The organism is Microbacterium sp. K24 (assembly GCF_004794465.1).
Taxonomy (GTDB): domain Bacteria; phylum Actinomycetota; class Actinomycetes; order Actinomycetales; family Microbacteriaceae; genus Microbacterium.
Genome location: NZ_SSDJ01000152.1, coordinates 36,737 through 51,486 on the forward strand (window position 1 = coordinate 36,737; position 14,750 = coordinate 51,486).

The 14,750-nt window shown below is 66.6% G+C and carries 12 protein-coding genes; all 12 read right to left on the bottom strand.

Annotated elements, in window-relative coordinates; genetic code table 11:
• Position 1 precedes the first annotated feature (1 nt).
• From DW306_RS19465 to DW306_RS19520, 12 genes are read right to left on the bottom strand one after another with little or no spacing between them, the layout of a single operon-like run.
• Positions 2-313, bottom strand: a complete 312-nt coding sequence (locus DW306_RS19465) for a hypothetical protein (protein ID WP_136057226.1) — start codon at positions 311-313, stop codon at positions 2-4.
• Positions 310-2,373 carry a glycerophosphodiester phosphodiesterase family protein gene (locus DW306_RS19470; protein WP_136057227.1) on the bottom strand — a complete coding sequence of 688 codons (2,064 nt, stop codon included), beginning with the start codon at positions 2,371-2,373 and terminating at the stop codon, positions 310-312. Before DW306_RS19470 ends, DW306_RS19465 begins: the two co-directional genes overlap by 4 nt.
• Positions 2,374-2,407: 34 nt before the next feature.
• Entirely contained in the window at positions 2,408-2,761 is a 354-nt protein-coding gene (locus tag DW306_RS19475) for a hypothetical protein (RefSeq protein WP_136057228.1), read from the bottom strand.
• 3 nt (positions 2,762-2,764) lie between these two features.
• On the bottom strand, positions 2,765-3,211 hold the full coding sequence (locus DW306_RS19480) for a hypothetical protein (RefSeq protein ID WP_136057229.1): 447 nt from the start codon (positions 3,209-3,211) through the stop codon (positions 2,765-2,767).
• Positions 3,208-3,861 (bottom strand): hypothetical protein, encoded by a 654-nt coding sequence (locus DW306_RS19485; RefSeq protein WP_136057230.1) that lies wholly within the window; start codon positions 3,859-3,861, stop codon positions 3,208-3,210. The genes DW306_RS19480 and DW306_RS19485 overlap by 4 nt, the downstream gene beginning before the upstream one ends.
• A 2-nt stretch (positions 3,862-3,863) precedes the next feature.
• Complete coding sequence (locus DW306_RS19490) at positions 3,864-4,238, bottom strand: hypothetical protein (RefSeq protein WP_136057231.1); 375 nt, start codon at positions 4,236-4,238, stop codon at positions 3,864-3,866.
• Positions 4,239-4,271: 33 nt separating this feature from the next.
• Positions 4,272-5,054 carry a hypothetical protein gene (locus DW306_RS19495; protein ID WP_136057232.1) on the bottom strand — a complete coding sequence of 261 codons (783 nt, stop codon included), beginning with the start codon at positions 5,052-5,054 and terminating at the stop codon, positions 4,272-4,274.
• A complete protein-coding gene (locus DW306_RS19500) occupies positions 5,054-5,269 on the bottom strand; it encodes a hypothetical protein (RefSeq protein ID WP_136057233.1) in 216 nt (71 codons plus the stop codon). The genes DW306_RS19495 and DW306_RS19500 overlap by 1 nt, the downstream gene beginning before the upstream one ends.
• Positions 5,266-7,077 (bottom strand): DUF859 family phage minor structural protein, encoded by a 1,812-nt coding sequence (locus DW306_RS19505; RefSeq protein ID WP_136057234.1) that lies wholly within the window; start codon positions 7,075-7,077, stop codon positions 5,266-5,268. The genes DW306_RS19500 and DW306_RS19505 overlap by 4 nt, the downstream gene beginning before the upstream one ends.
• A 10-nt stretch (positions 7,078-7,087) precedes the next feature.
• Complete coding sequence (locus DW306_RS19510) at positions 7,088-10,393, bottom strand: hypothetical protein (protein ID WP_168429386.1); 3,306 nt, start codon at positions 10,391-10,393, stop codon at positions 7,088-7,090.
• A gap of 10 nt (positions 10,394-10,403) precedes the next feature.
• On the bottom strand, positions 10,404-11,198 hold the full coding sequence (locus DW306_RS19515; protein ID WP_136057236.1) for a hypothetical protein: 795 nt from the start codon (positions 11,196-11,198) through the stop codon (positions 10,404-10,406).
• On the bottom strand, positions 11,198-14,743 hold the full coding sequence (locus DW306_RS19520; RefSeq protein ID WP_136057237.1) for a hypothetical protein: 3,546 nt from the start codon (positions 14,741-14,743) through the stop codon (positions 11,198-11,200). The genes DW306_RS19515 and DW306_RS19520 overlap by 1 nt, the downstream gene beginning before the upstream one ends.
• Between the last annotated feature and the right edge of the window lie 7 nt (positions 14,744-14,750).

Genomic DNA, 14,750 nt, shown 5'->3' on the forward strand with positions numbered 1-14,750 from the left:
TTCAATCGAGGTCGCGCTTGACGATCAGCGTGGAGTAGCCATCGTTCGGAAAGGTGAAGACTTCGCCGTTGCGGGTGACTTCCAGCTCGACTCGGTACGTGGCGACGTCGAGCAGGCCCGACAGCGTGTGCGAGACGACGCCGTTCACATGGTCGGTGATCTCGGACATGAGGAGCACAGGGTCGTAACCGCCGCGCCGGCGGGCGATCAGCCTGACGGTGCAGCCGGTGAGGTCCATGTTGACGCGCCACGGGATGGCGTGCTTGTCGCCGGCCTTGACGATGTGCGCCATTTCGATCGTGTCGACGATCATGCTTCCTCCAAGGTTCGATTCCAGTTGAGCGGTGTCAGCGACAGGGTCTCCCCGAGCGCTGTGAGGGTGCGGTGGTCCGGGAAGGGTTCAGTTTCGGCCGTGACCGTTCCGGCGCCGAGGATCACGAGTCCACCGGATGCCGTCCGCGCGATGCCAACGACGCGCACCGTCGAACCGTCGAGCGAGAGCGGGCCGACTGCGCTGCGCGCGACGTCGATGACGCGAGATGCGATGCTGTTGAGGACAAGATCCCCCGCGGCCGTGCGAACGATGCCCTGGCTCCCGACCTCTCCTGAACCTTCGAGGATCAGGACTCCTGCGGCGCTGCGCACGACATCTACCGTGCGCTCCGCCGATCCGGTGAGGCTAAGCCCGCCTGTCACCGCACGCTCGACATCGACTCCCCGGTCCGCTGCGCCAGTGAGCACGAGTGCGCCGGACGCCGTGCGCGCCACGTCGATGCTCCGGTCTGCTGCCCCGCCGAGCACGATACTGCCTACACCGGGGCGGACAGTATCGATCGAGCGCGATGCGGACCCGGTAAGCACCAGAGAGCCCGCCGCGGTGAGGGTTGAAGGACCAATCGCTGTGATCGCCGAGACGCCGGACGACTGAACGAAGTCCGCGCCCTTTGCCATGGCCGTGTTGTAGTCGGCCTGCGTGGCGGCGATGTGTCCCCACACCTTCTTGCCCTGCGCGAGTGCGAGGTCGACGACGTTCCCTGGCCCTGTCCACGCGGTTCCCGCAGTCAAGTCCATCCCGAGGTAGTCCCAGAACGGAGCCTGAGCCGCCAGGTTCCCGTTGTCGTAGTCGGCCTGATACCAGTAGCCGGCGGTCTTGAACCCGGCGGCTTTCGCGGCGTCCGCGAACGAGGTGAGCCCTCCAGCCCATTTCATGATGACCCTCGCCGGATCGACGTCGGCGGCGACCATGGCGAGGAACTCGGCCTGGTGGGTGCCGACGCTGTTCTTCGGGTCGAGCACGAGGACGTGCGTGTTCCCGTAGCCGGCGGCGATGAAGTCCTGCCAGCGCATGAACGGGGCCGTCCCCTTGCCCGGCACACTCATCTGATACTGGTTGACCTGCGCCCACGTCATGGTGCGAACGTCCTGCGTGAGCGCCGGGTTCCCGGTGATCTCCGCCAGAGTCAGGTTGTGCAGCGCGAACCACACACCATCCGAGGTGCGTTGCAGCGACACCTCGAGCACGCCGTACCCGCGCGCGGCTGCTGCGGCGTACGCGGCGAGAGAGTGCTCGATGTAGGACGCGGAGCCGCCGCGATGCGCCCACGTGGCGCCGCGCTTGACGCGCATCTCCGCGACGGAGTTGAACCCGCGAGGTGCGACGACGTCGGACTTTCCGCGCACGATCCACAGCGCGCTCTTGGGGTCCGTCGGTGAGCCGCCGGTTGACCACAGGTTGGTGAGAGCGGCGAGTGCCGTGGTGTCGGCGAGGCGCTTCGAGAACAGCGCCATGCCGGTGCGGGAGCCGGTCGTGGTCGAGTTCGGGGTGACAGGTGCGGGTGACGAGCCGCCCGCGGTCTGGGTGACGAATTCCTGCACCCATCCGTCTACGGGCGGCGTTGTAGGGTTCACGGATACACCGGCTGTGAACTCGGCGGTGAACAGGGCGAGCGCGAGGGCGGGGAAACCGCCCGCCGTGGTGGCGGGCAGGGACGCGTCAGTGTCGTAGGCGACTCCTCCGTCGTTCAGGTGCGCGAGGTCCGCGCCGCGGATGACGCGCATCTTCCCGATGATCCGTGATGTCGACGTGGAGAGCCCCGAGAACGTGTACGACACCGCGGTCTCGTCCGCCACTGTCGGGATCGCCTTGTAGAAGATGCCCTGCGAGCGGTCGTTCGGAACGGTGCCGAGCCCGCCGCGCTCCCACCCCGACGGAAGGACGATCTCGCCGTTGCGGACGCCCTGCGAGCGGATCGGAACCGCGAGCACGTCACCGTCGAGTAGACCGCTGCTCGGCTTCGGGAAAACGATGCTCGCGGCCTGCTCTGCGACCGCGACGGGGTCGATCGCCGCGACGATGAACGGATTGTCAGCCACGATCGACCCTCTTTCTGTCAGCCTGCGACAATCGTCACGGTGTGGGGTCGACGACCGGGATCGTCGGGATGACGGTCACCGTCTGCTGGCCGGGAAGTGCGCCGGTCGACGACGCGAGTTTCAGACCGCCGATGAACGTCGAGCCGTTCCACTGCCCGAGCCACTTGTACTCGCCGGCCGGAACATCGAACACGACCGGCGAGCCGGACACGACACCATCGACAGCGCCACCTGCCCAGGTGGTCGTCTTGCGGGCGTACGCTGGCGAGCCGCCCGAGACCTCGCTCGCCCCGGTGATGCCGGGGTCAGCGGTATGCAAGCTGATCGAGTTTCCGAGGGCGGCAACAGCGAGCGCCGCCGCCTCCTTCGCTGCATTCGTATACGTCATAACTCAGCCCTCCACTCGGAAGTCGCGGCGAAGAGCACCATCGGGCAGGTCGCGGGCATCGACGATGCGCTGTTGCTGACCGCTGGCGAAGATCGCGATGGCGGAGGACAGGGTGGTGAGGCCGATCGAGAGGCCGGTGAGAATCTGAGCGTTGACGCTTTCGTCGTAGAGGCCGAGCAAGACGAGCGAGGGCGAGATGACGGTGCCGAGTGAGTACACGACGCCTCGTACGATCGCCCAGCCCTGGGTCGCCCAATCGGCGACGCGCACGTTGAGCAGGTTGAGCAGGGACGCGATCGCGCCGATGACGGCACCAGTGATGATGAGCACCTGTTCCCAGGTGCCCTCCGAGCCGTAGCCGAGCAGGATCGCGAGCGGGGCGAGAGCGACGAAGAACGCCTGGATGAGCGCACGGCGCTCGGGAGTAAAGAACTGCGCGAAGTCTTTCATGGTGTGGGATCTCCTTCGGGAGTTTCGGGTGCGGGGTCGGGTGTCGGTTCGGTGATGAGGACGAACCGGCATGGGCCAGGAACGTCGCGGGTGGTGCCGTCGGTCATGACGAACTGCCATGTGCCGTCTTCGAGGCACGCGATGGTGGCGACGCCAACTCCGGGAGCGCCGGCAGGGCCGGGAACGGTGGAGTCTGCGCCACGTGCACCGTCGCCGCCGTTCGTGCCGTTGGTGCCGTTGGTGCCGGGGTCTCCCTTGTCTCCCTTCGGCGCGGTGCAAGTTCCGGCGGCGAAGCAAGCGCGTATGCCATCGAGCACCTCGAGCGCCGTCGGTCCCGGTCCGCGCGCGCCGTCACGCCCGTCGCGTCCGTCCTCGGGGATGGGCGTGACGACGTCATCAGGAGCCTCACCTTGCGGGCTCTCGCCGAGGGCGAGCAGTTGGTCGTAGAGCCGCTGGGCGTTCTCTTGCGAGGCGTGCAGGTCGCCCAGGAGCGCGCTGATCTGCTCGCTCTTCTGAGTGTCGCGTTCGTTCGCCGCGTCCACCCGCGACGCGAGGTTCGTGATGATGAAGCCGCCGAGCACGAAGAGCATCGCGGAGAGGAAGACCGCGAGGCCGAGGAAGACGACTCGGGATCGAATAGCACGGGTCACGATCAGCCTCCAATCGGCGGGATGAGGTCGCGGAAGATGCCCAGAAGCATTGCGACGACGGCGAGCATGATCGCGCTTCCCGTGTGGTACTTCCGCGCCTCCATCCGGTCCTCGACCACCTGGAGCCGTCCAGCGACCTTCTCGCGCTCTTCGGCTTCCTTCTGGTCGGCCGCGATGCGTTCCTGTTTCTCCGCTTCGACGGCGGCGACCCGTTCGGCACGTTCACGCTCGAGCGCGCCGGTGAGGCCGCGAATGCGATCGTCGATGTACGCCTGATCGGTCCGGGTCGCCATGTTCTTCTTGATGTCGGTGACATCCTCTTGAACGTTCGCGATCCGTTCGACGATCACGGGCATCGATGGTTCGTCAGCGGCCATGTTGGGTTCTCCCCTCGCCGGGTGGGCGCGACGTCAACTCTTCGCGCCGGCGACCGCCGCCTGGGAGCCGGCGGCGAGCATCGCCTTGATGCGGTCGAGGTCGGTCTGCGTCAGCGACGCGCCGGCCACCTTGATGGTCGGGCAGAGCTTGCCGAACAGGGCGAGCTTGTTCTTGTACAGGTCGCCGCCGATCGGGTCCGGGAACCAGTCGTGGTCGACAGACCCCATGTACTTGCCGATCCAGTCGGCCTCCGCCTGGGTGTGCACGGCGAAGAGCGCGCCGGTGCCCCAGTTGAGCCAGCACCAGGACGGCACGCCATCCACATATGCAGCCATCGATTCAGGCATGTCGTCCTCCTTGGACTTGTTGGTGAGCACTGCGGGGATTGCCACGCCGCCGGAGCCGGCGGGCTCGCCGATGTGACGGTCGAAGGCGCGGATGTACTCGAAGTGGTGGTCTTCGCCCTTGACGTAGAGCCGGTTCCGGATGAATCCGTTCTCGGCGAGGATCTGGACGATGCGGGCATTGCGCCAGTCGTCAGAGTCGAGAGCCGTGCCGGAGACGTGGAACGACTCGCTGGGATGCACAGCCTTGCTGTGGCCCGGGTAGAACGAGGGCTTGTAGCCAGACGCCACGTAGCGAAGCCACGCCAGGTGCATGAGCATCTGCTGGTCCCACGACCGGTACGTGGAGTTCACGTCGATGTCGCGGCCGAACTCGGCGCGCACCTGCGCATTTGCGCGTCGGAATGCTGCAGCGGCTTCGCGGGTGAACTGCACCCCGGCGCGGATCGTTTCGATCACCAGACCGCCCATCAGCTCGGCTCCTGCTCGGAGATCTCGGACATGGTGTCCTCCTCGGTCTGCTCGAGAGCAGGCGGTTCGACGGGCGCGATGATCCACTCGAAGCACGCGCCGCACTGGACGACCTCGACGGGGTGGGAGTTACCTTCGAGGTCGGACCAGGTGTCGGCGATCTCGATGGCGATGCCCTCGTTCTCGCATCCGGCGGTTTCGCATATGACGGTCATCCTGAGCCGCTCCCTGCTGTCATCTGGACCGCTGTCCAGTCGAAATTCGCGGCGACGAGCGCACCGCCTGGCATGGTGAACATCTGCACTTGGAACGACGTCGCGGTCGGGTCGGCCGCGATACGGGGCGTGATGACGTTCGTGTGATTCATCGGTGTCAGCGACAAGCGAGGCGGCTGGGTGAAGCGCCCAGCTGGAAACGTGACGGTGACCGCACCAGATGCCGACGACGTCCCGCGACCGGTCGACGTGGAATACGGCAACCACGCCGCGTTCCGAACAGTCGCTGGGGTGAGCGCTCGACCGGGGTCCGTTCCGGCGTTGACCTCTGCCTGAGTCGCCAGCTCGACGATGCCGGCCGCTACCTCGCTGGCGACGTCGGACGTGTCGATGACGACGTTTCCGGCTTGGTAGATGTCGCCGGCGACGTCGAGAACGCCGCGCTCCCAGATCTTGCCGACTCCGACGTTCTTCCCGTAGAGGTCGAGGGTCACCGAGGCGGTCGCTACCGTGGTCTCGACATCGGATGCGGCGAACTTGTCTTCGATGCGCACCCGCACGTCGTACGATGCCGTCGCCGAGAAGATGCCGCCACCGGAGACGAGCACCCACGTGTTGTAGGTGATGCCGCCTGGGACGATGACGTTGCGCGGCGTCCACACCGTTCCACCGTTGGGGCGCGTGAAGACCCGAATGGTGATGGCGTTGCGCTCGGTGCCGTTCATCAACGATGCGACCGCCGCCGCGAGGTCGAGGCGAAGATAGGTACCGTCGTCCTGTGGGGTGCCGATACTGCTCGAACGGCGGAGCTGCCACGGTGCTGTCGGGGCTGGCTGCGTGTACGGGAGCGCGTCGAGGGTGCCCGCCCACGTCGCCTGGCGTCCGCGAGAGTCTGTAACCTTCGCGGTCACGGGGAGTGCCCCGCCAGCCGTCACTGCGACTTCACCACCGGAGGGGACTGTCGTACCGAGGAGCGTGGCCTCCGCCGCCGTGATGGTCGACGAATACACGCCGGCGCCGTTGACGGTGAGCTTCACTCGAGACAGCCCTGCGACCGGCTTGCCGACGATCGACGCAACCGTCGCGTTCTGGTCCGTGTAGGTGCAGGACGACAGGGTCGGTACCACGGACGCCGGCGCGGTGAGCGTGAAAGGGGTGTTGGTGTATCCCACGCCGGCGGCACCATTGAAGGTGTTGACGCCGACGATGCCGGCTCCCGAGACACTGTTCGGGATCTGGTTGAGGAGCGAGAGGGGCGGCGTCCAGTCCACGGATGAGCCGACGCCGGTCGCGATCATGACTGTCCCGGACCCGCCAAACAGGTAGGCGACCTCGTGCGTGTAGGACGAGCTCTGCCGGTTCATGTGCACCGTGACCTGATGGCCAGCGTCGAACGACGTGATCGCTGGCCCCGCCACCTCCGAGAACGAAGCCTTGGAGGCGGTCGCGATCGGCACCGTGAGGGTGTTGATCGCACCGTTGCCGGCCGACGCGGTGTTCGGGCTGAACGTAACCGTGATGTACGTCGAGCTGACGCCGGGCGGGAAGACCACGGCGTGCGACTCGATCCATTGGGGAGCGATGTCGCCACCGGCGGGAGCCGAGAAGTTCCGCGTTCCGGTCTTCTCGCTCCCGCCGATGTCGAGCTTGAACGGTGCCGCGCCGTTGTTCGATGACGAACCGTACGGACCGCGGAACCATTGCGCCGTCGCGGCGACCTGGTTTCCGCCGGAGACGGCCTGCACCTCGTAGACCACGCGGAGGTAGAACGGCCCGGCTCCGGTCATCGCTGCGTCGAAGGTGGGCATGTAGTTCCTCTCAGAGTGGGCGGATGATGGTCCTGCCCGGGCCGAAGCCCTCGAACCGGTGCGACGCGATCGACGACGCTTTCAGGCGTGTCTCGTCGGCGATGAAGACGCCGCCCTCCCATCGGGAGACGGCGACGCCCTGCTGCATCATCTGGATTCCCTCAGGGGCGAGTCGCAGCTCCGACGTCCCGTCCGGGCGACCGATCTTGACCGAGTCGACCTCGACCTTGAAGTAGAGCTGGTGCTGGTCGAGACGACCGGAAACGGCCTCGGCTGCGGATTGCGCTACAGACGCTGCGGACTGGGCGTTGTCTGCCGTCGTCTGCGCCGTGTTGACGTCTCCGCCGAGTGAGTCAATCTGCCCTGCCTGCTCGTCCTGCCGGCCGACAAGGACGTTGAACGCCGCGTTGGCCGTGAGGTTGATGGTGTCGCCTACCGACGGGTGCAGGTGGTCGACCATGATCGAGTTCGCGCGGAACAGCGGCGAAGTGATCGATCCAGCTGCGATGATCTCGTCGGCGACCATCAGGTACGGCACCCAGTCGAGGCCGTTCCAGACCTTCACGCCGATGATCGAGGTCTGCGTCGAGTCGAGCACCCACCACTGATCGCCCTGCGTGTGCTGCCCGACGTACGGCCCCTTGTAGATTCCCTTCGCGATGAGCACGCGCCCCATGCGCAGCTTCACGCCCGCCGCCCCGTTGCCAGAGCGCACGAGTGACAGGTTCAGGTTGCCCGCCAGCACGTTCGCGTTGATCGTGCTGACAATCTCGACCTGCTGCGGCGCTCCGGTCGCGACCAGGGTCGCTGAGCCGGAAGGAAAGTAGACGTTTCCGGTGTTGCCGTGCGCGCGCACCGAGTACGTCGCCCCCGGGACGTCGTCGACGATCTCAACGACGGCGCGCAGTGTGTACGTTTCCCCGGCGGTCGCTGCGAGCGAAGAGTTCGCACCGAAGATGTACGGCGTCGATGCACCGTTTCCGGTGATCTGGAAGCAGGGTGTTCCGTCGGACATCACCGTCACGGCCGCCGCGCCACCTCCGCGCCAGTCGCCTCGCGACGACGGGGCGAGCGGGAGAGGGTTGACCGCGAGGTTGACACTGCTGCCGACCGGCTCGGTGATCGACGTGTAGATGCGGTTCCGACCGTCGAAGGTCGTCCGGATCGAGTCGAGCGAGCCCGCCAGATCCGGGGCAATGTCGCCGAGGGAGATCCCCGACGCCGTAGCGGAAGCGACGGCAGAGGTTCCGCCGATGCGCCCAAGCGTGTCGAACGAGCGGAAACGAACGAACACCGTCGAAGTCGGCGCAGCCGAGATGGTCGCGCCGCCCGCAGCGCTCAGCGGAGTTCCGAGTGCCGTCCACGGGCCCGACGCCGAGCTACCGACGTCGACGACGACCCTGTTGAATCCGGCCGGCATCGAACCTGCCGCTGACGACAGGCCATCCCATCGGAAAGCGACGGCACCCATACCGGCGGTCAGGACGGGCGCGGACGGGGCCGGCATCGTCGTCGTCGGCGCGGCACCGGTGATGCTGAGCGCGCTCGAAGGATCGCCCCAGACATCGAGGTTGCTCCGAGCCGCCACAGTCACGGAAACTCCGCGGCCGCTGGGCACTGTGAACGTGGCCGTCGTGCCGGTCACGCGCTGGGTGTCGAGGCCGACCTTGACCTCGTACTCCTTCACCGTCAGCGGCGAGTTGTCGAGTGATTGCGTGACCGCGTTCCACTGGACCGTGATGGTCGCGAGCGCCGAGCCGTCCGTCTGGAACGCGGCCGTGTTCGACACGGACGCGAGACCTGTCGGGATCTTCGGGATGATGAGGCCGGGCACCTGTGGAGTGACGGAGATCTCGCCCGACCACGGAGAGACGTCTCCGCTCGCCGATCGCGCGCGCACCTTCACGAGACGGACGACACCAGGTGCCCACTCGGTCGTGGTGAGCGCGAGCGCCTCGGTGGTCGCGAAGATCTGCGACTCGGAGCTTTCCGTACGCACTGCGACCTCGTAGGCGGCGACATCGACAGCGGAGCCGTCCGCGGCCTGAGTGACGCCGTTCCAAGCGATCGTGACTGCGGCCTGAGCGGAGCCGTCCGGTCGCCACGAGCCGACGTTCGTCTCCAAGCGCAGACCTGTCGGTGCGCCAGGGACCGGGAAGGTCGCGTCAGGAATCGGGAATGCCGCCCCGCCACCTCCGATCGTGCCGCCGATAGAGCCGGCGCCGGTGCGGCGCGCGACCTTCGCGGCTTGGGTGAGCAGCTTGTCGCCGACCTTCACGACCGCGGTGACGGTCGAGCCCTTCTTCGAGACCTGGATGCCGATGATGCGCTGCAGCGACTTCCCGTGGCGCGTCTTCGAGGTGACGACGTCGCCGAGGTTGAAGTCAGACCACGGGTTCGGTCCCGCGACCTCCGGCGTCCACGCGAACGAGTACTCGCGCTTGACCGCTCGTCCGCCGGTGAGCGCCGCCTGAGCGAGCACGGTCGCCGTGGCGTGGTCGGCGACGCCGGACTGCGTGAGGGTCGCCTCGAGCCGACCGAAACGCGATGATGCGCCAGTGTTCGGGAGGTAGAGCCACATGTCGGCCTTCTCGGGCACAACCGTGAGGTGCGTGAAGACGTCGTCGAAGCTCGACTTGGTCGGGCGGGCGCTGAACGTCGGCCCGCCGAGGACGAGGTTCTCGCGGATGACGCCGGTTCCCGGGCGGAAGAGGCGCAGTTTCGTGCCCTCGGTCCACCAATCGCAGAGACCCTGGTCGGTGATCGACTGGAGCACCGTCGTCAGAGGGGTGAGGAGCCGCCAGGGCTGCTTGACCTTCTCGGCGGCGGTCCACGGAGTGCCGTCGGACGCGAGGTTCCACGTGAAGTCCATGGAGATCATCGATCCCCAGCCGCGACCCTGGGACTCGAGGATCATGCCGCCCATGATCGTGCCGGCGGATGCGGGGAAGCCGGTCTCGGTCCACATCCGCTCGCCGTTGGCCGCGCCCGCCGCCCAGTGGAGGTAAGTGCGCGCGAGCATCCACGAGACGAACCCTTGGCCGGTGAACTTGACCGTGCCGTTCGTGTCGGCGTCGTCGGCGTCGTCGATCGACGCCATGAACAGGCCGTTGCGCGGCTGAACGTACGCTCCGCCTGTGGAGTACTCGATGGCGACGACCTGCGGAGCGTCCATGCGTCCCGCGACCTTCTCCGAGACCGTGAAGTTCAGAGTCGGGGTCGAACTGTCGACCTGTGTCACGTCGATTGACAGTGTCTGGAGGACAGCTCCCTTGTCACCGCTGTCGGACATGAGGCGCAGACGGACATCGAACACGTGGTTCCTCCTACAGAATCTGCGCGCTCTTCCCGCGCACTGCGAAGCTCGAGGTGCCGGTGCGCGACGCGGTGGTGATGGTGAGTTCGCCGCGGCGGTCGCTCGGGTTGAGCGGCGTCAGGACGGGAGTGATTTCGAAGACGCCTCGGGGCCCGCCGAAGTCGACGGCGCCGGAGACATCAGTGCCACCGGTCCAGACGTCCGTCGTCGTGACGAACGCCTTGCCGGTGGCGGACTCGAACCGCACCCACGAGCCGGCGGCGACATTCGGGAGCGTGACCCACGAGCCGGCGGCGTCTGTGATCTGGATGCCGGTCGCGGCACCCTGCACCCGAAGCACGGCATCTGCGATCGGCGCAGACATCGCAGGGAACAGCGTGAGCAGCTTCGACGCGGCATTCACGACGACAGATGTCGTCGAGGCGACCTGGTCACGCCAGAACGCTCCCGTCAGCTCGACCAGGAACGTCGCGTCGATGTACTTGTTCCGGTCGAATACGCGGTCTGGGGTCGATGACGCGAGCCGCACGGGGATCTCCAACCCCGGCGCATCGTCGCGTGTGAGGACGAGCCTCTGAGAAGTGAACAGCGCGAGGAGCGAGGGCCACCCCGACGGAGCGGTGTTGACGACGAGCGGGTACATCGGCGATCGAATCGTCGTTGCGGTGGCGAGCGTGCCGTCGCGACCCGCGAGGGACACTTGCCCCAGGTCGATGTCGGCACCCGAGTACGGGACGGACCCCTTGCGGAAGATCCATCCCATACTCGGGTTGTCGAGCGGCACACTGTTGACGCGAATGACCATCAGAGACCCGCCTGTCCTACGAGCTGCGCGGCTTCCCACGCCTCCTGCTGGAGATCGCGGACAACCGGGTTGTGGATGTGAACGGCGACGCCTCGTGCGCTGGAACTGCCGTCGGTGCCAGTGATCGACGGCGCGACGCCGGCGAGACCGCTGAAATCGATCCCGTCGACCATCGCGCGCTCAGCCTTGAAGGACTCCTTGCGGATACCGACCGCGATGCCCTGCATGAGCGGTGCGCCGATTTCCCGGTTGGTGCGGCGAGACGGCGAGTGGATCTCACCCGCTGCCCGCGCCGCGTTGACCGCGCGGTCGACGGCTGCGCCGGCGGCACGGGAGACAGCGCCGCTGTTCTCAGCGATGCCCCGGGCGATGCCGGCCATCATGGCTGCGCCGACGCCGTAGAACCATCCGCCCGCGCCCGCGAGGGTGCCGGCGATCGTTCCGCGGAGTCCGGTGAACGCACCGGCAACGGACCACTGGGTGTCGACCGCGCCGTTGCGCATGCCGAGCATCGTCGCCGACCCTGTCGGGTACAGCCACGAGCCGGCGTCGGCCATCGCGCCCTGGAGCACGCCGCCCATGCTGGACATGGTCGTGGTGAGTGCCGGAGTCGCGCCGGCGATGCCCGCCTGGAGGCCACCAATGAGCGCAGCACCCTCGGGAGCGAGGAGCGTGTCGGAGCCGATCATCCCCTTGGTGACGGTGTCACGCATGGTGCGCACCGAAGCGTCCAGCTCGGGGAGCCCGAGGAGGATGCCCTGAGCGAGCTGACGGGAGAACCCGCCCCCGCCGCCGCGGCGTTCTCCGCGGTTGATGTCCAGCTTGTCCCGCGCTTCGTCGGCCAAGTCGCCGAGCTCTTGCATGATCTGGTTGCGGGTCTGCACGTCGACAGACCAAAACTCGCTCATCCAGGCCTTGTTCTTGTTGCCAGTGGTGAACGAGTCCCGGATGCGGTCGGCGATGCGCGTCGCTTCCTCCGATGCCACAGAGGCCGCGTTCGGATCGAACGTCGGATTCGGAATCGTGATCTTCGCGTCGCTCAGGATGCTCTCTGCCCAGAGGCGCATGTTCTCGGTGTTGGAGCCGAGATTGAACGCGTTCGGCGCGGTGACTTCTTTCCACATCGCAGCCGCGCCTTCGGCGCCGCCCGACTTATAGGCGTCCTTGACCTTCGTGACGACATCCTGGAGATAGGCGTCCTCGATCGGGGTAAGGTCGGGCAGCGCGAAGCCCTGCTTGAGACTGTCGTTGATCTTCGCGATCACCTCAGGCGGCAGACCTTCGATGTTCCGGAAGCTCTCCACGAGCTTGTCCGCGGCACCCTGCCCCTCCGTGGCGAGCACGTTCTCGTACTCATCCATGAAGACCTTGGCGATACCGCGCGCCTTGTCGGCGGTGGTCATACGACTGTCGTTCCAGTACCGCTCGAAGTCGAACTTGACGGCAACCGTGAACGGGTCACCGTCATCCTCCGGCTTGAACGCGCCGAGCTTGCCCAGAGACTTCAGCCCCTCAGAGGTGTCTTTATCCCACCCCATGAACTCGCGAACACCATCGAAGAAGTCGCCGTTTGCGGTCGACCACTCCCCCAGCGCCGAGATCCACTCCCCGAGGGTGTCAATGAGGGCGACCAGCACCGGAGCGATGTCCACGAGAGCGTCAGCGAGTCCGACGAGCGCGTCGATCAGCACAGGACCGGCCGCGTCAGCGAAGCCCTCGAGTGCCGGACCGAGCTGCTCAGCGATATCGGTCACCGCGTCGCCAAGCGTCTGGAGGACGCCCGAGTCGCGAATTGAGGAGATCAGGCTGTCGATTGTCGGCATCAGATCTGCGATCACTCCGACGGCCGTGGGCAGGAGCGTGCCTGCGAGGTCACCGAGCAGCCCGAGGAAGTTCCCGAACGTGGCAGCGATGGCCGGCAGATGTGGGAGGACGCCTTCGAGAGCGGTGATGAGCCCTGCCGAGAGGTCATCCATGCCCTTGCCAACCAGCGGCTGGTTCAGTGCGTTCGCTGCGCCCTCGAAGATGCCGAAGAAGAACTTGCCGGACGAGCCGATGAATCGCTCGAACGATCCGTCGAGATCGGCGACGAGCCGACCGATCGCGCGCACCGCGGAGCCGAACGAGCTCATCGCGACGTTCGCGCCCCGGAACACGGCTGTGAGGCCTCGCTGGAAGTCCGCACCGTTGACGACGCGGTCCCACTCCTGCATCATGTCGGCGAATCCGGCGAGTCCCTTGGAGCCGGCGGCGTCTGCGGCCCGCCACAGCCCCTTGAAGACTCCGGCGGCACCCTTCGTGGCGTCCCACAGGTCGTACATCGAGTCGATCGCGGTTTCCATCCAGCCGTCGAGACGACCGTCGGTGGAGACTGCTTCCAGCCAGGTGTCGAACGTGTTGGCCTGGCGGACGAACCATGACGCGAGTCGCGGCGTGTACGTTGCGGCGATCTGCGACAGAGACGTCATCGCGCCGGCGAACGCGGGAGCGCCCGTCGAAAGGATGCGCCATCCCTCGGCGATGCCCGTGAAGATGGACTCGAGGTTGCCGCCGGCGAGTTCAGTGCCGAAAGCCTCTGCGAGTGCTCCGGTGAACTGGCCGACGCCGGTGGACAGCTCGCGGAACGAGTTTCGGAGCTGCGGCATGAGGCCGTTGACGAGGTCGAGGATCGGCTGGCGGGCCTGGTCCCAGAACGCCGAGCGGATGATGCCGCCCAGCTCGTTCATGCCCGCCTTGAGCGGTGCCAGCTCTTCGCCAGCGTGCCGAAGGGCGACGACCAGCGCGGTGAGCGATCCCGCGGCGTTCAGGAAGAGGCCGGGGAGGACGAGGAACGCGGGGAGGATCGAGAAGAGACCTTGACCGACTCCGACGAGCCCACTGGTGGCTCCGAACAGGGATGCCACGAGGGAGGTGACACCGGTCGTCCACCCGAGGATCGAGGGCAGGTTCTTGTCGAGGTTGCGCGCCATCTGCGCGAGGTCGTCGATCCACTTTCCCGAGAGCCGCGCGCCGGAGAGCGCGGCGAGCGTCGTGGCGGCGGATGCGAGGGACTTCTTGTTCACCTGGACGACCAGGTTCACGAAGCGGTCGCGCGAGAGCCACGCCATCTGCGCCGAAGCGTCGAGCGTGTGCGCGGCCGCGCGGATCTTCACCTCGTTGCGGGACGCCCGCGACACCATGTCGCGCACTTCCTTCTCGAAGCGCTCCTTGTTCTGGATCTGCGCCGCGATGTTAACGCGGATGTCCGAGAACTGGTCGAACTGGTCCTGGATCGACTTCCGCAGCTTCGTCTTCTTGAGACGAGCCTTATCGACCGTGACCTGCACGTTGACCGCCGCGTCGAGCCCCTTGAACTCCTCCATCTGGCGACGGATGTCCTCGCGGATCGCGGTGTTGTCGATCTTCGCCTTCGACACCCGGACCGTCATCGACGTAGTCCGCGAAATGGTGTCGAGCTGGCGCTTGAGCTCGCGCCGGAACTGGGTGGTGTCGGGGACGACACGGATGGACAGACGACCAACGTTGCGACCGGGGTTGAATGCCATCCGTGCC